The following is a 23,874-nucleotide window of genomic DNA, read 5'->3' on the forward strand; positions in this document are numbered from 1 at the left end:
GGCTTTGGATTTGTGGTGGATTTTCCCCTCACCCCAGCCCTCTCCCGAGGGAGAGGGAGCCGGTGGTGGGCCTTTCAGAATCTGAGTTCAACGCGGTATCGCACGTCGGCGTACCTCTCCCAAACACCACCGTCAGTCCCCTCTCCCTCCGGGAGAGGGCTAGGGTGAGGGGCTCTTGATCTGGCTCTTGATCTGGCTCTGGCTCTTGATCTTGCTTCGGCTTTTGATCTTTTGCCCCATCGGCAGGCCGAGCGGAGGTGTTCATCCGGGGTTAGGCGCGCAGCGCCGTGCGGCGTAGCCGCATACATCGAGAGGAGGTGCAGCGAAGCAAACCGTAGGCGATGCCCCCGGATGGACACCGTAGCGAGGGAACACTGAGCCTAAGCGAAGTGCCGTACGCCAGGGGCAAAGCCTTTTGCTTACTTTTCGGCGTCTGGAAAAGTGAGTCGCTGTAAGAGCGAAACCGCCAGCGGCAGCACCCGCAGCAACGGATATGCCCCCAATCCACTCCCCAAATCCACTCCCCAATCGCAAACAAAATCAAAAAGATCGCAGCCTGCAGCAGCTCCTACACTGGATATTACGGCTTGCCCTTCAAGCCCCAGACAACCATTACCCAAGGAGTCTGTCCCATGCCTGATAAAACCTGTGACTGCCCTAAATGCAATTGCAAGCTCGGCGAGCACCCGGTCGTGCGCCATGGCAAGCATTTTTGCTGCGAGGCTTGCGCCCATCATCATGAGAACGGTGCGCAATGTTCAACCAAGGGCTGTAAATGCGCCCACGGATGACGAACGACGCATAAAAAAAGTGGAGCCTAATCAGGCTCCACTTCCAGTTTCATACTTTCATCATCCAGCCGCTCTGTATGCCTCACTGTGCCTTGCAGCCGTCGCCCTTCAACCCTGACCACGATGGTTTTCGCCTGGTCCAGATCTTCAGGCAGCGGCGCCGGCACTCGCAAGGCAAAGCGAAACGGATCACCCTCGACCGCCTCCAGCCCAACGCGACAGTCCACGCTTTTGGTGATCCGCCCAAACAGCGTATCGAGGCCGTAGTCCAGGTGCGCCGGGCTGATGATGTTGCTCATGGTGCATTCCCCCCGAATGATGCCGATCGATGCGCAGAGCTTAGCTGGTCGGTCGCCACACAACGTTTTCCACGCCGAATTTTTCCGCCATCGGTTTGCTGGTCTTCTGCACTTTTTCACGGCCAAAGCGCGGGATGCGACCAACGCCTGCGTCGCAGCTCGCCCAGTGCCACGCCTCGGTGTTGTCCATTTTGTCCGAGCGGATAATGAACGACTTGGGCGTGCCGTGAAGGGTGTATTCGATGACATAGAGTTTTGCGTTGTTCATAAAGCCCGTATTCCTCCCTGTGGTAATAGAGGGATCGCGGCGCTGCGGGAAAATTCACTCGGATTGTCCGACGGTATCTATCGTTGGCGACGCCGTGGCGCACTGGTTACCATGGGTTTTTCGCCAACCCCAATGAATGCTCGCCATGGCCCTTGCCGCACCCCCAGATCTGAGCGATACCGATGTGCCCGTGCAACGTGTGGCGCGGACGTATCCGCGCGGCTTGTTTATCGAGCCGCATGAGCATGTCTGGGGACAGTTGCTGTATGCGATGAGCGGGGTGATGTGGGTCGAGACGCCGCACGAAGCGCTGGTGGTGCCGCCGCAGCGGGCGGTGTGGTTGCCGCCGGGCGTGCCGCACGGGATTCGCGTGGTGTCGGATTTGCAGATGCGCAATATCTACCTGCGCCCGGCGCTGGCGGCGACGCTGGACACGACGGTGCAGGTGATCGAGGTCGGTGGGTTGCTGCGCGAGTTGATTGTCGGGCTGGTGGAGCAGGGCGACAGCGGTGATCCTGCGTATTACGAGGCGTTGGTCGGGTTGGCGTTGCTGGAGCTGAAACGCGCACGGCGCTCGCAGTTGAAGATCCCGATGCCGGATGACTCCGACCGGCGCTTGATGAATCTGTGTCAGGCAGTGATGGCGGCGCCGTCGCTGGAGATTCCTTTCGAACAGCATGCGGAAAATGCCGGAGCCAGCGTGCGCACCCTGGCGCGGTTGTTCAAGGACAGCCTCGGCATGGGCTTCGCCGAGTGGCGGCGGCAGGTACAACTGGCGACGGCGGTGGCGGCGTTGATTCAGGGCGTGGCGGTGAGTGTGATTGCCCGGGAGCTCGGCTATTCACCCGGTAGCTTCAGCGACATGTTTCGTCGCGAACTGGGCGTCGCCCCTTCGCAATTCACTCTGTAACGACGCTATATCCTGAACCTACACAGAACCTTGTGGGAGCTGGCTTGCCAGCGATAGCGGTGTGTCAGCCGATGAGGATGTCGGATGTACAGGCCTCATCGCTGGCAAGCTAGCTCCCACCGGGTTTTGTGGTGACTGTGGTTGGTTTGTCCGAAATTCAGAAGTCCTTGGCCGATGCCAACCTCGCCGACTCCCTAAACTTTGCCCATTCCTTTCCACGGGCGGAGTTCCTCCCCATGAATTACCTGATTTCGCTGGCCATCGGTCTGGGCGTCGGTCTGTTGTACGGCGCGCTGGATTTCCGTTCTCCGGCGCCACCGGCTATCGCGCTGGTCGGTTTACTCGGCATGTTGGCCGGTGAGCAGTTGTGGCCGATGGGCCGGCAACTGGTCGCGGGCTGGCTGTCCTGAATTCCCTCTTTTCCTTCGGTGGATGTCCCCATGAAAGCACTGCAATTCGATAAAACCGGCGACCTGTCTTCCCTGCGTTACGTCGAGGTGCCGACTCCGGTACCCGGCGCTGACGAAGTGCTGGTGCAGATCAAGGCTGCTGGCCTCAACCCCAGCGATGTGAAAAACGTCCTCGGCCGCTTCCCCTACACCACGCTGCCGCGAATTCCCGGTCGGGATTTCGCCGGTGTTGTGATTGAAGGCCCACAGGCGCTGATCGGTCAGGAAGTCTGGGGCACTGGCCGTGAGCTGGGCTTTTTCGCCGACGGCTCCCATGCCGAGTTCGTCAAACTGCCAGCCAATGGCGTCGCACACAAACCTTCGCACCTGAGTTTCGCCCAGGCCGCCAGCCTTGGCGTGCCCTACACCACGGCGTGGGATGCTTTGGAGCGTAGCCTCGTCACGGCTGACACTCGTTTGCTGGTGATCGGCGGCGGGGCTGTGGCGACTGCTGCTTTGGCGCTGGCGAAAGTGCGTGGTGCGCAATTGCTGGCAGCGGCGCGTCGCCCCGAGCAGGTCGCGGATTTGCAGGCGCAGGGTTATCAGACGATTCAACTGGATAAACCCGAAGACCTCGGTGCGCAGGTCAACGCGGTGTATCGCGGTGGTGCCGATGTGATCTTTGACACCACCGGTTTCTGGCTGCCGGCGTCGGTGGCAGCACTGGCCACTTTCGGACGGATCGCGATCATCGCCGCGCCGGTGGACGGGCATGTGCAACTGCCGGCGCTGGCCTTGTATCGCAAGGGCGGGTCGGTGGTCGGAATCAATTCGCTGTTGTATGGCGTTGAAGCGTGTGCGGCGATGCTCGAGCAGTTCGGGCGGTTCTTCGATGAAGGGTTGTTGCCGTTGCCGCAAGGGTTGGTCGAGGCGCCGTTGGCCGAAGGCCTGTTGCGCTACGCCGACGTCAATCAGGGCAGCGGCGACAAGGTCATCCTTATCCCCTGATACACCGCAAAACCCCTGTAGGAGTGAGCCTGCTCGCGATAGCGGTGTATCAGTTACTCATGATTAAACTGACACACCGCTATCGCGAGCAGGCTCACTCCTACAGTAGATCGTTGTTGGGTTCAGGATTGCGGGACGCCGTTTTCCCACGCCGACCAGTTTTTCAGTATGTCCTGCACCAGCGGATTCCCCGCGCGATAGAGGTTTTCCAGCGCCGGCACGAAGCCGCCCTGATCGGCGTATTTGAGCAGGTTATCCACTTCACTGCCGCCCGGCTCCGGGCGGTCAAAGTCGGAGCCTGCACGCACCACGGCGAGGCGTTGGACATCGACCAGACCTTCACGACCGGCACGCAGCAAGGCCTCATAGGTCGAGTTGTCTTCCTGCTGCGTCGTGCAGTATTCGCCCTTGTTGTCGGTGAGCAACTTGGTCCAGACCTCGGCCCGCTCGCTCAGGCGCGTTCCGGAAAACCAGGTGTTGCCGGCCAGTGTGTCGCAGCGCGTCACGACCGGCGGCTGATTGGCCGGGGCCGACGGATATTTCAGACGCCACGCGGCGGACTCTTTGCTTTCGCTCAGCTCGACCTTGTGGCTCAGGGCGAAGGCCTTGGCCTGCAGCTTCGGGTTGAGTTCAAAAACTTCGGTCTTGTAATCCAGCGGCGGTTTTTCGTTCGGCCCTTTGGTGTTGATGCCCAGATAGCCGGTCGGCCAGGTCGACGGCGCATCACGCGAATCGATCTCCCATTGCGTGCCGAATTCCACCAGATAGTGCGCCCATGCAGCGGTGCCGATGGTCCCGTGTTTCGGGCTGATGCCGGCAATGCCGGCGATCAGGAAGTAGCTTTTGCGCAGGTCGAATTTCGGCGACAGCGCCAACGCCAATGTCGAGGCGGCCGCATTGGTCTGGCCCATGCCGGTGGTCAACAGGCACACCTGCTGCGTGTTGCAGCGAATGCTCGGGTACTCGGCGGACAGGCCCGGCACGCGGATTTCCTGCTTCAGTTCAAGGCGATCGATCCAGTGCTGCGCCTCAGGGGCGAACATGGTGATCAACATGACTTTCGGTTGCATCGGGGCCTCGGCCGCCCACGCGGTGGAGGAGAGCAGGGCCGCACCGGCCAGGGTCAAACGCATCATTACTTGCATGGAAAACTCCTTGATTCAGAACTGATAACCGACGCCGGCGTAGTAACCCCAGCCGTTGGAACGCGCGCGGAAATTGCCATCGCCAAAATTCAGCTCGCTGCCGTCTTCCCAGTTGCCGCCGTTGTGGAAATAACGGCCGACCAGGGTGAAGCGCAAGTGCGTGAACGAGTAGAGCAGGACGTTGGTCGCCACCGTCGCATTGGCGGTGCGCGCCGGGTTGTCCTTGTGGATGTCCGAGCCGAAATCGAAGTTGGTGAAGCCGATGTAGGTCAATGAGGCGCCGTTGCTGAATTTATCGATCGGCACGATGTACTTGAGCTGTGCGCGGTAGCCGTCCCAGGAATATTCGTTGCTGGCACCGTAATTTTCCCACTGATAGCGACCGTACAGATTGGCCGACAGGTTGACCCGCGAGTGCGTGTCGATGTCGGTGCCGAAACCGCTGTACAGAGTGTTGGCGCGGTTCTCTTTGCGGCTGCCGTGGTCGTAGATCCAGTCGAACGCCACATACCATTCCTTGAACGGACCGATGGCCAGGCTGCGGCCAGCGAGGTAGTCGATGGAGATGCGCGGTTCGTGCTCCATGAACACCGGCGAGCCGTGATCCCACACGCCTTTGTCGTGGCTGTTGCCGATGTTGAAGATCTTCGGAATGTCGATGTAGCCGTACAGTTCGAACGGACCTTTGCGGCCGAAGTACTCGTATTCCAGATAGATATCGTCGGCCGGTTGCGGGCCGAAGCTGATGTCCTTGCTGCCGATCAGCATCAGGTCCTGGTTGTACCAGTCCGAGAGGTAGGCGCCTTTTTTCGGCGGGCTGGCTTCGGGGCTGAGGGCTTCGCCCTGGGCGGATTCTTCTTTGGCTGCCGGTTGCGCCAGAGCGCTGTGGCTGAGAAGTCCGGTAACGCCGGTCAGTAGCAAGGAAACAGCAAGCGTGCACGAGAAAGGTGCGCGAAAAGGGCATGCAATGGCCATTCAAAGTCCTTTTTTGCGGATCGAGGCCCGTGTTCCGTGGGCTTGTACGGTTTTGTTACGAAAACGTTGGGATTGACGTTACGCAAACGTTTGCACAAGGCGTACCAGTTTTCTCAATGCCATGAAATATCGAAGAATTCGCAAATTTAACTGACGGACTGATCAGGTATAACTGATCACCGCAAACCCCTGTAGGCCATCGCGAGCAGGCGAAGGCCTACAGGTTCTGCGACAGGTTGAAGGCCCACGAATACGGGCTGAAACGCTTATTCCAGACCCCTCTAGTATTAAAGTATTAACACCATTTAATCCGTGCCCCATTGCCGGGCGTCTACTAGCTTTGTCCCCAATCAACGGTTTTGTGATGACCGTCGCAGTCTTGATTCGCGTGTGGAATAAGCACGGCTCTTCGCGCGCTCAAGGAAGAATTTGGCCACGACAAGGAGTAGCCCGTGGAAGCAAGGTTTGGTGTCGCCCTCGTTTCGCGCTTTTCCCCTCTTTCCCTTGCTGTGCATCTGAGTGTCGCCGGGCTGTTGTTCGGCGGCGTCAGCGCTCCTGCGTTGGCCACGTGCTCCACGGCGGGTTCAACGGTGACCTGCACCGGCGTGCCGAGTCTGCCGCTGTTTCTCAATAATTTTTCCAGCGCCACCAGTGGCCTGACGGTCAACGTCAACAGTGGGGCGCAGATGAACGCGACCCTCGGCGGCCATGTGATGGACCTGACCGGGGTGAACATTTCCCTGAACAACTCCGGCACGCTCGACCCGGCACTGCTCGGCCTGGTCTCGGTGCTGAGCGGCGGCGCGTTCATTGGCACTGGCGCTACGAGTACGGTCAGCGTGCTCAACAACGCCAGCGGGATCATCCGTGGTACGGGCATGCTGCTCGGGCTCAACCTGACCAGCATCGACGGCCTCGGCATTGCGGTGAACAACGCTGCTGCCGGCACCACCAGCATCACCAACAACGGCACCATCACCTCGACCGGTTTGTCGATCGGCGGCATCACCCTCGCCGACACCCCGGTGGTCGGCGTCTACGGCGGCTCGCAGGTCAACATGACCAACAGCAGCACCGGTGTGATCAACGGCCGGATCGCGTTCGAAACATCGGCGGCAGGCAATACCTTCACCAACGCCGGTGCGATTACCGGCGGCGTGTCGATGGGCGCGGCCAGCACCAACACCTTCACCGCGGTGACCGGTTCCAGCGTCAACGTCGGTGACGGTGTACAGATCAGCGTCGGCCTCGGCGGGTTGATCGGCATCAATCTGACCTTCGCTCCGACCGGCACGGTCGATGGTGGCGCGGGCGGCACCAACAGCCTGATTCTGCAAAACCCGATCGGCGTCGGCGGCGGCACCACGGGTGTCGGCACCGCATCGAGCGCGACCTACGTCAACTTCAACAACCTGACCCTCAACAGCGGCACCTGGACCTTGCAGGGGCCATTGGTCAGCGGCGCGACCACGCTTAACGGTGGTGTCGCCCAGTTCAACAACAACGCCACGTTCGGCAGCGGCGTGATCACCTCCAACGGCGGGATACTCCAGGCCAGCAATGCCGGGTTGAACGTCAGTAACCTGATTTCCCTCGGCGCGGGCGGCGTGACAGTGCAAGGTACCAACGCCACCACCCTGAGCGGCGTCATTTCCGGCAGCGGCGGCCTGACCAAAGTCGGTTCCGGGCAACTGAGCCTCAGCGCCGCCAACACCTACCTGGGCAACACCACGCTCAACGGCGGCACCGTGCAGTTGGGCAACAACCTGGCGCTGAGCACCGGCACCCTCAACGTCACTGGCGCGACAACGTTGAGCGCCCCGGGCACGATCAGCCTGAACAACGCCATCAGCCTCGGCGGCACCTTGACCGCCGGCGGCACTGGCGCGCTGACCCTCGGCGGTTTGATCAGCGGCAGCAGCGGCCTGACCAAAACCGGCAGCGGCAGCCTGACTGTCAGTGGCGCCAACAGCGGATTCACCGGCACCACCACCCTGAGCGCCGGCACCCTGCTGGTGACCAACAACAACTCGCTGGGTAGTGGCGCGCTGAATACCGCCGCCGGCACCAGTCTGGACAGCACCACCAACGTCACCCTGGCCAACAACATCGGCATGACCGGTGCGCTCAACGTGCTCGGCAGCAATGCCCTGACACTCGGCGGCGTGTTGTCCGGCACTGGTGGGATTACCAAATCCGGCAGCGCCAGCCTGACCTTGAGCGGCAACAACACCAACAGCGGCAACACGCTGCTCAATGCCGGCAGCCTGTTCGTTGGCAGCAACACCGCGCTGGGTACGGGCGCGTTGAACGCGGCGGCCGGTACCACACTGGATGCGACCACGGCGGTGACTCTCGCCAACGCCGTCGCGCTGGCGGCCGATCTGACCATCGGCGGCACGCAGGCGCTGGGTTTGAGCGGCGTCATCAGCGGTGCCGGTAATCTGATCAAGAACGGCACCGCCAACCTCAGCCTCAGCGGCAACAACACCTTTTCCGGCGGTACCGCGCTGAATGCCGGCACGCTGATTGTCGGCTCCAACACCGCGCTGGGCACGGGTGCCTTGACCACGGCGGCGGGCACCACCCTCGATGCCAGCACTGCCGTTGCGCTAACCAACGCAGTCTCACTCGGCGGCAACCTGACTGTCGGCGGCAGTGCCAACCTGACCCTGGGCGGGATTGTCAGCGGCAGCGGCGGGCTGACCAAAAACGGCGCGGCCAACCTGATTCTCAACGGCGCCAACACCTTCCTCGGTGCCGTCGCGTTGAACGCAGGTACGATTACGGCGGGCGCCAACGCGGCGCTGGGCAGTGGCAACATCACCGTCGGCGGCGTGGCCGCCCTCGACAGCAATGCGACGGTGACCCTGAACAATGCCATCATTCTCAACAACAGCCTGGGCATTGGCGGCAGCAACGCGCTGACCCTCGGCGGCGTGATCAGCGGCACCAGCCAACTGGTGAAAAACGGCGCCGCCAATCTCACGCTCAATGGCACCAATACCTACAGCGGCGGCACCACGCTGAATGCCGGCAGCTTGACGGTCGGCAACGGCGCGGCACTGGGCACTGGCGCCTTGTCGGTGGAAGGCGCGGGCACCCTCAACAGCAGTTCGGCCGTGACCCTCAACAACAACGTCATTCTCAACGCCAACCTCACCGCCGGCGGCGCCAATGCGCTGACCCTTGGCGGGGTGATCAGTGGCGGTAACGGTCTGATCAAAACCGGCGCTTCGAGTCTGACCCTCAACGGCAACAACACCTACACGGGCACCACGGCGCTGAACGCCGGTTCACTGATTGTCGGTTCCAGCACCGCCCTGGGCACCGGCACACTCAACGCCTCGAACGGCACCACCCTCGATACCAGTACCGCCGCGACCTTGGCCAACAACGTCAACCTCGCCGGCACTCTGACCCTGGGTGGCTCCAATGCGCTGACCCTCGGCGGCGTGGTCGCCGGTATCGGTGGACTGACCAAGAACGGTGCTGCCGACCTGACCCTCAACGGCGCCAACACTTATTTTGGCAACACCCTGTTGAACACCGGCAAACTGACCGTCGGCAGCAACACCGCGCTGGGTTCCGGCACGTTGAACGCGGCGGCCAACACCACGCTGGATGCCAACACCGCCGTCAGCCTGAACAATGCCGTGGCACTCGCCGGTGCCTTGAACATCGGCGGCACAGCGGATATGACCCTGACCGGTCTGGTCAGCGGGGCTGGCAGTCTGGTGAAAGACGGCGCGGCCAATCTGATTCTCAATGCCGCCAACAACTACCTCGGCGGCACCACGCTGAACGCCGGCACTCTGACCGTCGGCAACAGTTCGGCGCTCGGTTCCGGTGCATTGACCGTCGCTGGCGCCGCGACACTGGACAGCAACTCGCCGCTGGTCAGCCTCAACAACAATGTCGCCCTGAATGCGGCGCTGACCGTGGGCGGTACGCAGAACCTGACCCTCGGCGGCGTGACCAGTGGCACCGGCCAGTTGATCAAGGACGGCGCAGCCAACCTGACCGTCAATGGCAACAACACCTTCAGCGGCGGCACCACACTCAACGCCGGCACGTTGACCCTTGGCAATGCCAACGGTCTGGGCAGTGGCGCATTGCTCGTCGGTGGCGCGGCAACGCTGGATAACAGCGCATCGTTCGGCATCGGCAACGCCATTACCCTGAATGCCGGACTGACCGTCGCCGGCAACAACGATTTGAGCTTGAACGGCATCATTGACGGCGCCGGTAGCCTGACCAAAAACGGCCTTTCAGACCTGACCCTGGCCGGCAATAACACCTTCACTGGCGCGCTGAACATCATTTCGGGCAGCGTCACCACGCTCAATACCAACGCATTGGGCAACACCTCCGGCGTCAACATCAGCGCCGGCGCCGGCCTGAATCTGGGCAGTGACGCCAGCCTCGGCGCGCTGAGCGGCAGCGGCAGTGTGCAACTGACCGGCAGCAACACCCTGACGGTCGGCACCGGCAACGTCACCAGCATCTTTGATGGCGATCTCAGCGGCAGCGGCGGCCTGGTCAAAGTCGGTACCGGCACCTTGAACCTCACTGGCATCAACGGCATTACCGGCAATACTGCGATCGATGGCGGTATCGTGAACCTGAGCGGTTCGCTGGGCAGTGCTCAACTCAACGTCAATACCGGCGGCACCCTGACCGGTACCGGCTCGGCGCTCGGCGCGGTCAACATCAACAACGGTGGGCATCTGGCGTTGGCGTCGGGCAACACCTTGTCGGCGAGTGCTCTGACTCTCGGCGCCGGCAGCAACGTTGATGTGGCACTGGGCACACCGTCGACTGCGTCGCTGATGAACGTCGGCGGCAACCTCACGCTTGATGGCAATCTCAACGTCAGCGATGCCGGTGGTTTCGGCGTCGGCGTGTATCGCCTGTTCAACTACACCGGCGCACTGACCAATCTCGGTCTGGACGTTGCCAGCGTACCGGTCGGCTACGGCCTCGGCGACCTGCTGGTGCAGACCGGCGTGGCCAATCAGATCAACATTCAAGTGTCGGCGCCGAACGTCAACATTCGTTACTGGGACGGCAGCCAGACCATCGCCAACGGCGTGGTCGATGGCGGCAGCGGCACGTGGAACGCGGTCGGCACCAACTGGACCGACGCCAACGGTTTGGTCAACCAACCGTGGGCCGGCGACTTCGCGGTGTTCCAGGGCAGTGCCGGCACGGTGACGGTGAACGGCACGCAAGCGTTTACCGGCATGCAATTCCTCACCGATGGCTACAACGTGGTCAACGGTGCGGCGGGGCAACTCACGGCGGTCAACGGCACCGGCGGCACCACTTCGTTGCGCGTCGATCCGGGCGTCACGGCGACCATCAATGCCAATATCGATGGCAGCGGCATCCTTAATAAACTTGACGCCGGCACCCTGGTGCTCGGCGGTGCCAACACTTACACCGGCGGCACGCAACTGGACGGCGGCAAGATTATCGTCGGCAGCAATACGGCGCTCGGTACCGGTACGCTGACGGCGAATGCCGGTACGCAGCTGGACAGCAACGCGGCGGTGACACTGGCCAACGCGGCGACGCTGAACGGCAACCTGACCATCGTCGGCAGCAATGCCCTGACCCTCAACGGCGTGATTGGCGGCACCGGTGGCCTGATCAAAACCGGCGCGGCCAACCTGACCCTCGGCGGCAACAATGCCTTCCTCGGGCCGGTCGCGCTGAATGCCGGCGGACTGATTCTGGCGTCGAACTCGGCGCTCGGCTCGGGCACGCTGAATGCAGCGGGCGGCACCACGCTGGATGCCAGCACCGGGGTTTCGCTGAACAACGCGGTCAACCTCGCGGGCAACCTCGGCATTGGTGGCACGGCGGATCTGACCCTGGCCGGCACGGTCAACGGCGCCGGCAGCCTGAGCAAAAACGGCGCGGCCAACCTGAGCCTGAGTGGCAACAATAATTTTCTTGGTGGCGTGACCCTCAACGCGGGCACCCTGACCGCCGGCAGCAACTCGGCGCTGGGTCTGGGCAATCTCACCGTAGCCGGCGCCTCCGCGCTGGACAGCAACAGTGCGCTGAGCCTGGGCAACAACGTCGTCCTCAACGCCAATCTGAGCAACACCGGCAGCAACAACCTGACCCTCGCGGGCGTGGTCAGCGGCGCGGGCGGCTTGATCAAGAACGGCGCGTCGAACCTGACGCTCAACGGCGTCAACACTTACACCGGCGGCACCACGTTAAACGCCGGTACGCTGACCCTCGGCACCGGTTCGGCATTGGGCAGCGGCGCACTGACCGTGGCCGGCGCCTCGAGCCTCGACACCAGTGCGCCGCTGGTGCTGGCGAACAACGTCAACGTCAATGCCAACCTGAGTCTGGCCGGCAACAACAACCTGACCCTCGGCGGCGTGATTGCCGGTGCGGGCACTCTGACCAAGAACGGTCTGGCCGACGTGACACTGTCCGGCAACAACACCTTCAGCGGCACTTTCGATGTACTGTCCGGCAGCCTGACCACCCTGAACGGCACGGCATTGGGCAATAACGCCACGGTCAATCTCGCGGGCGGCGCGGCGCTGAATCTCGGTGCTTCGGGCAGCCTTGCCAGCCTCACCGGCAGCGGTACGGCGCTGATCGGCACTGGCAACACGCTGAGCCTCGGCGGCAACAATGTCAGCAGCACCTTCGCCGGCATCCTCAGCGGTGACGGCGGTCTGAGCAAACTCGGCAGCGGCACCCTGACCCTCAGCGGCATCAGCGATCTGACCGGTGACACCAACGTCAACGCCGGTACCTTGCAGGTCAACGGTTCGCTGGCCAGCGGCAATGTGCTGGTCAACAGCGGCGGCACCCTCGGTGGCAGCGGCACCTTGACCGGTGCCGTGACGGTGGCCGATGGCGGTCATCTGGCTGGCGTCACCGGCAGTACGCTGAGCGTCAGTTCGCTGCTGTTCAACGGCAATTCAAACTTCGACGTTGGCCTCGGTACACCGGTGTCCGGCGGCGGCAATGCGCTGGTCAATGTCGGCGGCAACCTGACCCTCGACGGCACCCTGAACGTCAGCGACATCGGTGGTTTTGGCAGCGGTGTCTATCGCCTGATCGACTACACCGGCGGCCTGACCGACAACGGCATGCTCTTCGGCACACTGCCGGGCAGCGTCAGCTCTGGCGATCTGACCCTGCAAACCGCGCTGGCCAATCAGATCAACCTGCTGGTCACCGCACCGGGCGTCACCGTGCAGTTCTGGGACGGCAATCAACTGGTGGCCAACGGTTCGGTTGAGGGCGGCAGCGGCACCTGGGGCACCGGCACCACCAACTGGACCGACGTCAACGGCACCACCAATCAGGCCTGGACCAACAATTTTGCGGTATTCCAGGGCGCGGCCGGCACAGTGACTGTCAACGGCGCGCAAACCATCACCGGCATGCAGTTCGTCACCGACGGCTACAGCCTAGTGAACGGCGCGGCGGGCTCGTTGAATCTGGTCAACGGTTCGCTGGGCAATGCCACGGTGCGGGTTGACCCGAACGCCACGGCAACCATTGGTGTCGCGCTGAACGGCAGCGGCACGCTGGGCAAATACGACACGGGTACGCTGGTGCTCAACGCGGCCAACGGCTACACCGGTGGCACGGCGCTCAATGGCGGCAAGATTGTGGTCGGCAACAACACGGCGCTCGGCAGCGGTGTGTTGACCGCCGCCGATGGCACGGCGCTGGACAGCAATGCGGCCGTCAGCCTCGGTAACGACGTGGTCGTCAACGGTGGTTTGACCGTTGCCGGTTCCAACGCCCTGACCCTCGGCGGCGTGGTCAGCGGCAGCGGCAGCCTGATCAAGGCCGGCGCTTCGAGCCTGACCCTCAACGGCAGCAACACTTACAGCGGCGGCACTCAACTCGCCGGCGGTACGCTGATCCTCGGCAACAACAGTGCAATCAGCAGCGGTGCACTCAACGTGACCGGCACCGGCACCCTCGACAGCACCTCGGCATTGCAACTGGCCAACACCGTCAACCTTGGCGCGCAACTGATCCTCGCCGGCAACCAGAACACCACGTTGATCGGTGCTGTGACTGGCACCGGCAGTCTGGTGAAAAACGGTAGCGGTGATCTCGTCCTCAGTGGCGCCAACACCTACAGCGGCGGCACCACCCTGAACGGCGGCACGACGCGCGGCGATACCAGCAGCCTGCAAGGTGCAATCGTCAACAACGCGACGCTGACCTTCGAGCAAAACGCCGACGGCAGCTACACCGGCAACCTCACCGGCGCCGGCACGCTGAACAAAACCGGCACTGGTGAACTTCTGCTGGCCGGCAACAACACCTTCACCGGCAACACCTCGGTGCAGGCCGGCAACCTGATCGTCAACGGGGTGCTCAACAGCGCCAACGTCAACGTCGCCAGCGGCGCGAGCATCGGCGGTGGCGGCCAACTCGGCGGCGCCGTGCAACTGGCCAACGGTGCGACGCTGGCCGGTGGCGGTACAGCAACGCCTTTGTCAGTCGGTTCGCTGGCACTGTCGTCGGGAACCAATCTGGACTTCAGCCTCGGCTCGGCGGCCAGTTCGACCACCGTGGTCAATGTTGCCGGCAACCTGACCCTCGACGGTACGCTGAACATCAGCAATGCCGGCGGCTTCGGCACCGGCGTTTATCAACTGTTCAGCTATGGCGGCAGCCTGACCGACAACGGTCTGGTGTATGGCAGCCTGCCGGTGTCGGCGGCCAATCTGACCCTGCAAACGGCTATCGCCAATCAGATCAACCTGCTGGTGCAAGGCACGCCGGGTGAGGTGCAGTTCTGGAACGGTGGCACCACCAACCCGGACGGCAGCATCGGTGGCGGCAGCGGCGTGTGGGGGCCGGGTACTAACTGGACCGATCCGAGCGGTACTCAGGCCCTGGCTTCAAATGGTCAGTTCGCGGTGTTCGGCGGTCAGGCAGGTACGGTTACCGTGCAGGGCAATCAGAACTTCACCGGTCTGCAATTCCTCTCCGGCGGCTACAGCCTGGTTCCGGGGGCTGGCGGGACGTTGACGCCGGTCAATGGCGCGGACGGGAGCCTTGCACCGGTGCGGGTCAATGCCGGCGCGAGTGCAGAAATTTCCACGCCACTGGTGGGCACGGGTGGTATCGAAAAGCTTGATTCCGGCACGTTGGTATTGAGCGGTGCCAACACCTACAGCGGTGGCACCACCGTCAGCGGCGGTACGCTGGTCGGTAACACCACCAGCCTGCAAGGCAATATCCTCGACAACGCCACGCTGGTGTTCCAGCAGAATGCCAATGGTCAGTTCAACGGGGTCCTCAGCGGTCTCGGGGCGATGGCCAAACGCGGCACCGGCACCTTGCTGTTGAGCGGAGATAATCCGTTCAGCGGTACCGTCGCGGTTGATCAAGGCGTGCTGCAAGTCGGCAGCCGTTCGGCGCGGGCTTCGTTGGGCGGGCAAGTGACCGTGGCCAACGGTGCAGGGCTGAGCGGTAACGGCAGTGTCGGTTCGGTGATCAACCATGGTGTGGTGGCTTCCGGCGCTGAGGCCGGAACCCTGAGCGTGGCCGGTAACCTGACCAACGCCTCGGATGGCGTGCTGGCGCTGACCGTCAGTTCGCCAACCGCGACGCCACTGGCCGTCGGTGGTACTGCAAACCTGGGCGGCGCTTTGCAAGTCAACTCGCTGGCACCGTTCACCGGCAACACCACGTATTCTCTGATTACGGCGGGCGGTGGCGTAAACGGCACCTTCAGCGCTGCGGACCTGCCGCAATATGCGTTCCTCAACAGCGCACTGGTGTATGACGCTAATGCGGTGAACCTGGTGGTCAGCCGCAACGGCAATTCCTTCGCCGATGTCGCCGCCACTGGCAACCAGTTCAGAACCGCCACCGCGCTGTCGAACAACGGCCCGGCCGGTGCGGCGTTGCAGAACGAGATCGTCAACCTCAGTGTCGCCGGTGCGCGTAATGCCTTCGACAGTCTGTCCGGTGAGATCCACGCCAGCACCGCCAGCGCCATCCTCGAGGATTCGCGCTACGTGCGTGACGCGGTCAACGATCGCATGCGCCAACCGTCATGCAGCGCGGCGGATGATCCACGCCGTGCCCTGGCGCCAAGTGACAACCAATTGAGCAGCAACGGTTGCCACGGCGAAATGGTTGGCTGGGCGCGGGCACTCGGCGCCTGGGGCGAGTCGGATGGCGACAGCAACGCGGCGAAACTCGACCGTAACCTCAGCGGCTTCATGCTCGGTACCGACAAGCAACTCGATGACCAGTGGCGCGTGGGCATGGCCGCCGGTTACACCCGCAGCGACCTCGATGCGCATGATCGTCGCTCGGATGCCACCGTCGAAAGCTACCACCTGGCGGCGTATCTCAATTCGCAGTTTGACGCCTTGGCGGTGCGCCTCGGCGCGGCTTACAGCTGGCACGACATCGAGACCAAACGCAACGTCAGCGTCGGCAGCTACAACGATCGCCTGAAGGCCAATTACGATGCGCGCAGCGCCCAGGTATTCGGTGAAGTCGGCTACGCCATCGACGCTGGCGGCATTGCCCTCGAACCGTTTGCCGGTCTGGCCTACGTCAACTACGACACTGACAAAGCCAAGGAGAAGGGTGGAGTAGGGCGCCTGGAGGCCGATGCCGATCAGGACATCACCTTCTCGACCCTCGGCGTGCGCGCCGGCAAAGTCATCACCCTGGCCAACGGCGGGCAATTCACCCCGCGCGCGGCCATCGGCTGGCGCCATGCGTTTGGTGATACCAAGCCTGACGCCGACCTGACCTTCATCGACGGCGGCGCCTCGTTCAGCACCCAAGGCGTGCCGATTGCCAAGGACAGCGCCATCGTTGAAGCCGGTGTCGACTTCCAGATCAGCCCGACCGGCAAACTCGGCGTCGGCTACTCGGGGCAACTGTCGAACGACAGCAACGACCATGCGATGACCATCAGCTTCAGCCTGGGCTTCTGATTTAGGGTCGAAGCACTTTTAGCCGCCCGTAAGGGCGGTTTTTTTTGCCTTGCCTCAAGCTGCTCGTTCCCACGCTCTGCGTGGGAATGCCTCTAGGGACGCTCCGCGTTCCGGCTCCGGAAGGGACGCGGAGCGTCCCGGTCTGCATTCCCACGCGGAGCGTGGGAACGATCAAAAAACTGCTGCGTCGCGCTCTGCTAGAATCGCCCCCATCAACAGCCTGAGACTCCCCCATGAGCGAGCCGATTCGTCTGACCCAATACAGCCACGGCGCCGGCTGCGGCTGCAAGATTTCCCCGCAGGTGCTGGAAGTGATTCTGGCCGGCAGCGGTGCGCAGAACCTTGACCCGAAACTGTGGGTCGGCAATGCCTCGCGCGATGATGCGGCGGTCTATGAGATCGATGCCGAGCGCGGTGTGGTCTCGACCACGGATTTTTTCATGCCGATCGTCGATGACCCGTTCGACTTCGGCCGCATTGCCGCGACCAATGCGATCAGTGACATCTATGCGATGGGCGGCGATCCGTTGATGGCCATCGCCATTCTCGGCTGGCCGGTCAATGTGCTGGCGCCGGAAGTGGCGCGTGAAGTGATTCGCGGCGGCCGCGCGGTGTGCGACGCGGCGGGCATTCCACTGGCGGGCGGGCATTCGATTGATGCGCCGGAACCGATCTTCGGTCTCGCCGTCACCGGTCTGGTGGAAAAGCGTCACATGAAGCGCAACGACACCGCCACCGCCGGCTGCCTGCTGTACCTGACCAAACCGCTGGGCATCGGCATCCTCACCACCGCCGAGAAAAAAGGCAAATTGCGCGCCGCCGACGTTGGCGTGGCCCGCGACTGGATGTGCACCCTGAACAAACCCGGCAGCCGTTTCGGCAAACTCGCCGGCGTTACCGCCATGACCGATGTCACCGGTTTTGGTCTGCTCGGGCATCTGGTGGAAATGGCCGATGGCAGCCAGCTCACCGCGCGCATCGCTTATGACCGTGTGCCGCGTCTGGACAGCGTCGAGTACTACCTCGATCAGGGCTGCGTTCCCGGCGGTACGCTGCGCAACTTCGACAGCTACGCGAGCAAGGTTGGCCGCGTGCAGGAACTGCACAAACGCGTGCTCTGCGACCCGCAAACCAGCGGTGGTCTGTTGATCGCGGTGACGCCTGAAGGCAATGAAGAGTTTCTCGCCGTAGCCGCCGAACTGGGCCTGAACCTGGCGCCAATCGGCGAACTGGTTGAGCGACAGACGAACGCAGTCGAGGTGATTTGATGCTCCGCGACTGCACTGATTACCGTGATATTTTCCTCAATGACCGGCCAATGATGGACGCCCGTGCGCCGGTCGAATTCTCCCACGGTGCTTTTCCCGGGGTGGTCAACCTGCCGCTGATGAACGATCGTGAGCGCGAACAGGTGGGCACCTGTTACAAACAACACGGACAGCAAGCCGCGATTGCCTTGGGCGAGCGGCTGGTGTCCGCCGAGGTCAGAGAGCGGCGCATTCAAGGCTGGGTCGAGTTTGCCCGTAACCACCCCGATGGCTATCTGTATTGTTTCCGCGGCGGCCTGCGTTCACAGATCGTCCAGCAATGGATCAAGGACGAGGGCGGCATCGATTATCCGCGTGTCGGCGGCGGCTACAAGGCCATGCGCACATTCCTCCTGGAGACAGTCGATCAGGCTGTGGCCGAATGCGATCTGGTCCTGCTCGGCGGCATGACCGGTACTGGCAAGACTGAAGTGCTGGTGCAGTTGAGCAATAGTCTGGATCTGGAAGGTCACGCCAATCATCGCGGCTCGAGTTTTGGCAAGCGTGCCACCGGACAGCCGACCAATATCGATTTCGAAAACCGCCTGGCTGTCGATGTGCTGAAAAAACGCGCAGGCGGGATCAACCAGTTTGTTCTGGAAGACGAGAGTCGGGTGGTCGGCAGCTGTGCCTTGCCATTACCGCTCTACCGGGGCATGCAGGCGGCACCACTGGTCTGGCTGGAAGATAGCCTCGAGAGTCGGGTCGAGCGAATTCTGCAGGATTATGTCATCGACCTGTACGCCGAGTTCGTCGCGGTTCACGGCGAGCAGGGTTTTGCTTTGTATGCCGAGCGATTGATTTCCAGCCTGAACAATATTCAACGTCGGTTGGGTGGCGAGCGCTATCAACGCATGTATTTGCAGATGGAAGCGGCGCTGTCCGAACAGGCGCGCAGCGGGTCGGTCGAGCTGTTCCGTGAGTGGATCGGCGTACTGCTACGCGATTATTACGACCCGATGTATGTGTTTCAGCGCGAGAAGAAGGGCGGGCGGATCGAGTTTGCCGGGGAGCGTGGAGCGGTGCTTGAGTATCTGCGTGAGCGGGGGAATCAGAAGGTTTGATAGTGCTTTTGCTGGCCTCATCGCTGGCAAGCCAGCTCCCACAGGTATTGCGGATGTATATGGAATTTGTGTACACCCTGGAACCCTGTGGGAGCTGGCTTGCCAGCGATGGGGCCGGTTCAGACAGAAGATGACTCAGGTCGGACACGTTTCCTTGCCATGATCCAGCCCCTGCTTGTAGCTGTGGCTTTGCAAACTGGCCTTGCCGTTGTGCCAGGTCAGCGTCAGTACATACAGCGAGTCAAAGTCGTTGCCCGCCCAGTCCTCGGTGATGTTCTGTTTCTCGCCGACCGCTTTGCCCGCCACCTTGTTGATCAGCTCCGGCAGATAGCCGTGGGACCAGGCGGTGTAGATCGTCGAGTTGTGATACTTGTCTTCCAGCAGTTCGCGGGCCAGATCGCTGGTGTCGTTGGCCGAGAACTCGATGTTCACCGGCAGGCCGAGCTTGATCGCGGCGGGGCTGATGGTCATCAATGGACGGATGTAGCTGTAGGAGTTGTCCAGCTCACCTTCCTCGACATTGCGCGTCGGGTTGGCGGCGAACACGTAATCGGCCTTGCCGAATTTTTCCGGCAGCAGCGTCGACAGGTCGATGGCGCGGTTCAGGCCCTGACAGTTGAGCTGGCCGAGCCCGCCCTCGGGTTTTTCTGCGTGGCGCAGGAACACCAGTGTCTGGGTGCCGTCCACCGGTTGCGCGCGGCTTTCGCTGGACTCAAGCGACAGGAGCAGTGCACTGACGGCCAGCAGGGAAGGCAGGGCCACATACGCGCGGTGTTTGAAACGTTTGGCGAATCGCATAAGGATCGTCATGAAATAAAGGGTTCTTCAGCAAATTCGGTTAAGGCTGACAAACCTTTACACCGCGGGCTCCCAGCACCGGGTGTTTTCCCTGTCGTGAACGGCTTCCTCTGCAACAAACGCATAGCTCAGAGTCCCCTGAGGGCCGTTTGGTTCGATCGTCAGAGTGCGCAGCACTCTAACGGCAACCTTCAACGGTCTGGCCGCAGGTTAGCGACAGGATGTTACGGGTTCATGTAGGCGCTAAGGCTGCGATCGTTTTGCAGACTGCAAAGCCTCAAGATCAAAAGATCGCAGCCTGCGCAGCGCCTACATTATGATCAGGCTTTAATTTGTGACTGGATGCTTCCCATGACCGATCTGTCCGCGTTCCCGATCACCCAGAAATGGCCGGCGCAGTACCCTGACTGGATTCAGCTCTATTCCTTGCCGACGCCTAACGGCGTCAAAGTCTCGATCATGCTTGAGGAAATCGGCCTGCCGTACGAACCGCACAAGGTCGCTTTCGACAGCAATGATCAACTGTCCGCCGAGTTCCTGTCGCTGAATCCGAACAACAAGATTCCGGCGATCCTCGATCCGCACGGCCCTGATGATCAGCCGCTGCCGCTGTTCGAATCCGGTGCGATCCTGATTTATCTGGCCGACAAAAGCGGTCAGTTGCTGGCGCAGGAAGGCGCGCTGCGTTACGAGACCATCCAGTGGTTGATGTTCCAGATGGGTGGTATCGGTCCGATGTTCGGCCAGTTGGGTTTCTTCAACAAATTCGCCGGCAAGGATTACGAAGACAAGCGTCCGCGTGATCGTTATGTCGACGAAAGCAAACGCCTGCTCAAGGTGCTCGACGGCCGGCTCGAGGGCCGTGACTGGATCATGGGCGAGCGCTATACCATCGCTGATATCGCCACGTTTCCGTGGGTGCGAAATTTGATCGGATTTTATGAAGCCGGTGATCTGGTTGGCATCAGCAACTTCCCGAATGTCACCCGTGTGCTTGAGCGTTTCCTCGCGCGTCCGGCAGTCATTCGCGGCCTGACCATTCCCTCGTAATTTTCGGACTACACACATAACCCTGTGGGAGCTGGCAAGCCAGCTCCCACAGGGATTTACAGTGTTCTGAAAGATTGTTACACCCCCAGTAATGCACTCTTGATTGATCCAGGTTTGTACCCCAACCCCCGCAAGGCATAAGCTTCGCCCCCTACGACTTTCGTCTCATCTGCCGTTTTCAGGAAAGGCCCTCATGTCCAGTCAGTTCCCCGAAGCACGTCCCCGCCGTCTGCGCCGCAATGCGAGCCTGCGCAGCCTGTTCCAGGAAACCGAATTCAGCCTGAACGATCTGGTCCTGCCGATTTTCGTTGAAGAAGAAATCGACGACTTCGTGCCGATCAACAGCATGCCCGGGGTGATGCGCATTCCCGAGCGCAAACTGGCCAGTGAAATCGAGCGCTATGCCCGTGCCGGCGTCAAGTCGGTGATGACCTTCGGCGTGTCCCACCATCTGGACAGCAACGGCAGCGACACCTGGCGCGAAGAAGGTCTGGTCTCGCGCATGTCGCGCATTGCCAAAGATGCCGTGCCGGAAATGATCGTGATGTCCGACACCTGCTTCTGCGAATACACCGATCACGGCCACTGCGGCGTGATGCACAACCATGAAGTCGACAACGACCAGACCCTGATCAACCTCGGCAAACAAGCCGTGGCAGCGGCCCGCGCCGGTGCGGACGTGATCGCGCCGTCGGCAGCGATGGATGGTCAGGTGCGGGCGATTCGTCAGGCACTCGACGCGGCCGGGTTCACCCAGATTCCGATCATGGCCTACTCGACCAAATTCGCTTCGGCACTCTACGGCCCGTTCCGCGAGGCGGGTGGCAGCGCGCTGAAGGGCGATCGCAAAAGCTATCAGATGAACCCGATGAACCGCCGCGAAGCCCTGCGCGAATCGCTGCTCGACGAGCAGGAAGGCGCCGATGCGCTGATGGTCAAACCAGCCGGCGCTTACCTCGACATCATCCGCGACATTCGTGAGGCCTCGAACCTGCCGCTGGCGGCGTATCAGGTCAGTGGCGAATACGCGATGATCAAGTTCGGCGCGCAGGCCGGGGCGATCGATGAGGATCGCGTGGTGCGTGAAAGCCTGGGCGCGATCAAGCGTGCAGGCGCTGATTTGATCTTCACTTACTTTGCGATGGATCTGGCACTCGCCGGGATCTAAAGACCAACGCACAACCCTGTGGGAGCTGGCTTGCCAGCGATAGCGGTGCATCAGTCAACATTGATTTTGACTGTGCTGACGCCATCGCTGGCAAGCCAGCTCCCACAGGTTCTTGTGGTTTCCTTGGGTCAGAGGCAGGCAAAGAACGGCCGGATGCCGTGATCGCGGAAGTAGCGTTCAATCACCTTCGGATCCGCGCTGTTCTCGGCAATCGCCACATAGGTATCCGGGCGCAGCAGATAAAAACCGTTACGCCCCAACCCCGCCGTTTCAAACGCCGGGCGCCAGTCGAACACATGCAGCGGCAAATGATGTTCGTGGCACCAGGAGATCATTTCGTCGCTGGTGTCGCCGTACACATGCACCTGCCAGCACGGCTGTCTCAGCGGTTCGTAATTATCTCCCTCACCATCATGCGCCCACGGCAAGCGGTCACCACCGTGCACATGGCCGGCCGCGCCCTGGCTCAGCGGCATGCCGCGATAGTTGAGGGTAACCTGCGACACGGTGCGAAAAAGGAACTCGCGACTGGCCTCGAACGAGGCCATTTTCGGGATCAGAAACGGTGCCACGCGCATGCGCAGCAGATCGGTCACGCGCCCCTCGGCGGTGACGAAACTGAAGACTTTGTCGGTGGTCGACACCAGTCGACGGGCGAAGGCCTTGCGTTCGGTTTCGTAGCTGTCGAGCAGGCGTGGTTCGGCAGCGCCGCTGAGCACTGCGGCAAGTTTCCACGCCAGATTGATCGCGTCGCCGATGCCGGTGTTCATGCCCTGACCGCCCGCCGGGCTGTGCACATGCGCGGCATCGCCGAGCAGAAACGCGCGGCCACTGCGAAAGTGCTCAGCCACGCGGTGATGCACGCGGTAGGTCGAGAACCAATGGACATCTTCGATATGCACTTTCAGGTGTTCGATGGCACGGCTGCTGACATCAGAAAATTCCAGGGTTTCGGCGCGATCCGCACGTTCGTCACGCACGGTGCCGATCAGCCTTGCGCGGCCTTCGCCGGCGAGAGGAAACACGGCGAGAAAGTCCGCTTCATCCAGATCCAGATGCAACTCGCCGTTCATCGCCGGGCCGCTGGCCTTGACATCTGCCACGTAGAAAATCTGCTGATAGGTGCCGCCGGGGAAACCAGTGTCGAGGGTTTTGCGCACGACTGAGCGGGCGCCGTCACAGCCGGCCAGATAACAGGCCTGGCAGATTTCCTGCTCGCCATCGGGCAGGCGCAGATGCGCGGTGAGGCCATCGCCGGTTTCCTCGAAACTGTCCAGCGTGGTGTTGCGTTCGACCGTGACGCCGTAGTCTTCGAGACGCTCGATCAGCAGCCGTTCATGTTCATCCTGCGGGAAGATTTCAACGAACGCGTAGGGCGTCAGGCCTTCGCCGATGCGGTTCAGCGGCAATTGCGCGACCGGTTTGCCATTGACCCAGAAATTCGCCGCCGCCACCCGATGGCCGTTGCGCACAATAGTGTCGGCGAGGTCCAGTTGCCGGTACAACTCAAGGGTGCGCGCCTGCACCGCCAACGCTCGCGAAGTGGTGCCGGGCGCGGACGTTTTATCGATGATGCGCACGCGCACGCCGAGTTTGCACAGCCACAGGGCCAGCACCAGGCCGGTGGGGCCGGCGCCGATGATAAGAACGTCGCTGCGGTTCATGGGCCTGTCCTCCGTTTGCTGTGCAGCAAGTATGGATCAGCAGGAGAGGGTGGCCAGTTGAT

At 61.9% G+C, this 23,874-nt stretch carries 15 protein-coding genes; 9 read left to right on the forward strand and 6 right to left on the reverse strand.

The window, feature by feature from the left end:
• The first annotated feature begins 632 nt into the window (after nt 1–632).
• Nucleotides 633–791: a metallothionein gene (locus ACM6IN_RS13520; RefSeq protein WP_095114264.1), complete on the forward strand. Its 159-nt coding sequence runs from the start codon at nt 633–635 to the stop codon at nt 789–791.
• 26 nt (nt 792–817) lie between these two features.
• On the opposite strand, the gene ACM6IN_RS13525 is transcribed toward ACM6IN_RS13520, so the two are convergent.
• Both ACM6IN_RS13525 and ACM6IN_RS13530 read right to left on the reverse strand, forming a co-directional pair.
• Nucleotides 818–1,090 (reverse strand): hypothetical protein, encoded by a 273-nt coding sequence (locus ACM6IN_RS13525; RefSeq protein ID WP_007919028.1) that lies wholly within the window; start codon nt 1,088–1,090, stop codon nt 818–820.
• A 40-nt stretch (nt 1,091–1,130) separates the two neighbouring features.
• The gene (locus ACM6IN_RS13530; protein WP_007919026.1) at nt 1,131–1,358 is read right to left on the reverse strand and encodes a DUF6555 family protein; all 228 of its coding nucleotides are present in this window, start codon (nt 1,356–1,358) and stop codon (nt 1,131–1,133) included.
• 136 nt (nt 1,359–1,494) lie between these two features.
• Here ACM6IN_RS13530 and ACM6IN_RS13535 point away from each other — a divergent pair, with 136 nt between their 5' ends.
• The 3 genes from ACM6IN_RS13535 to ACM6IN_RS13545 all read left to right on the forward strand — a co-directional run bounded on the left by ACM6IN_RS13535 (nt 1,495) and on the right by ACM6IN_RS13545 (nt 3,665).
• Complete coding sequence (locus ACM6IN_RS13535) at nt 1,495–2,268, forward strand: AraC family transcriptional regulator (RefSeq protein WP_414916189.1); 774 nt, start codon at nt 1,495–1,497, stop codon at nt 2,266–2,268.
• A gap of 236 nt (nt 2,269–2,504) precedes the next feature.
• Entirely contained in the window at nt 2,505–2,678 is a 174-nt protein-coding gene (locus ACM6IN_RS13540) for a DUF1427 family protein (protein ID WP_007969534.1), read from the forward strand.
• Nucleotides 2,679–2,708: 30 nt separating this feature from the next.
• Complete coding sequence (locus tag ACM6IN_RS13545; RefSeq protein WP_414916190.1) at nt 2,709–3,665, forward strand: quinone oxidoreductase family protein; 957 nt, start codon at nt 2,709–2,711, stop codon at nt 3,663–3,665.
• A 122-nt stretch (nt 3,666–3,787) separates the two neighbouring features.
• Here ACM6IN_RS13545 and ACM6IN_RS13550 read toward each other — a convergent pair whose 3' ends face one another.
• Both ACM6IN_RS13550 and ACM6IN_RS13555 read right to left on the reverse strand, forming a co-directional pair.
• Complete coding sequence (locus tag ACM6IN_RS13550; RefSeq protein ID WP_414916191.1) at nt 3,788–4,810, reverse strand: purine-nucleoside phosphorylase; 1,023 nt, start codon at nt 4,808–4,810, stop codon at nt 3,788–3,790.
• A gap of 15 nt (nt 4,811–4,825) precedes the next feature.
• Nucleotides 4,826–5,785, reverse strand: coding sequence for a nucleoside-specific channel-forming protein Tsx (locus tag ACM6IN_RS13555; RefSeq protein ID WP_007919016.1), 960 nt, complete (start codon nt 5,783–5,785; stop codon nt 4,826–4,828).
• A 452-nt stretch (nt 5,786–6,237) separates the two neighbouring features.
• Between ACM6IN_RS13555 and ACM6IN_RS13560 the strand changes: the two genes are divergently transcribed.
• The 3 genes from ACM6IN_RS13560 (at nt 6,238) to mnmH (ending at nt 19,132) form a co-directional block, all read left to right on the forward strand.
• Nucleotides 6,238–16,761 (forward strand): autotransporter-associated beta strand repeat-containing protein, encoded by a 10,524-nt coding sequence (locus ACM6IN_RS13560; protein WP_414916192.1) that lies wholly within the window; start codon nt 6,238–6,240, stop codon nt 16,759–16,761.
• Nucleotides 16,762–16,994: 233 nt separating this feature from the next.
• On the forward strand, nt 16,995–18,029 hold the full coding sequence (gene selD / locus ACM6IN_RS13565) for a selenide, water dikinase SelD (RefSeq protein WP_007918229.1): 1,035 nt from the start codon (nt 16,995–16,997) through the stop codon (nt 18,027–18,029).
• Entirely contained in the window at nt 18,029–19,132 is a 1,104-nt protein-coding gene (gene mnmH / locus ACM6IN_RS13570) for a tRNA 2-selenouridine(34) synthase MnmH (RefSeq protein ID WP_414916193.1), read from the forward strand. The genes selD and mnmH overlap by 1 nt, the downstream gene beginning before the upstream one ends.
• Nucleotides 19,133–19,267: 135 nt before the next feature.
• Here the strand turns inward: mnmH and ACM6IN_RS13575 are convergent, their stop codons facing one another.
• Nucleotides 19,268–19,942: a histidine phosphatase family protein gene (locus ACM6IN_RS13575; RefSeq protein ID WP_414916194.1), complete on the reverse strand. Its 675-nt coding sequence runs from the start codon at nt 19,940–19,942 to the stop codon at nt 19,268–19,270.
• A 339-nt stretch (nt 19,943–20,281) separates the two neighbouring features.
• On the opposite strand from ACM6IN_RS13575, the gene ACM6IN_RS13580 reads away from it, so the two are divergent.
• Together ACM6IN_RS13580 and hemB are read left to right on the forward strand one after the other, a co-directional pair.
• Nucleotides 20,282–20,980, forward strand: coding sequence for a glutathione binding-like protein (locus tag ACM6IN_RS13580; RefSeq protein WP_095114269.1), 699 nt, complete (start codon nt 20,282–20,284; stop codon nt 20,978–20,980).
• Between the two features lie 193 nt (nt 20,981–21,173).
• Nucleotides 21,174–22,148: a porphobilinogen synthase gene (gene hemB / locus ACM6IN_RS13585; RefSeq protein ID WP_102902429.1), complete on the forward strand. Its 975-nt coding sequence runs from the start codon at nt 21,174–21,176 to the stop codon at nt 22,146–22,148.
• Between the two features lie 128 nt (nt 22,149–22,276).
• Here the strand turns inward: hemB and ACM6IN_RS13590 are convergent, their stop codons facing one another.
• Entirely contained in the window at nt 22,277–23,812 is a 1,536-nt protein-coding gene (locus ACM6IN_RS13590; protein ID WP_414916195.1) for an FAD-dependent monooxygenase, read from the reverse strand.
• Nucleotides 23,813–23,874: the final 62 nt, after the last annotated feature.

Origin of the sequence: Pseudomonas sp. IT-P395, assembly GCF_949767675.1 — a bacterium.
GTDB lineage: Bacteria > Pseudomonadota > Gammaproteobacteria > Pseudomonadales > Pseudomonadaceae > Aquipseudomonas.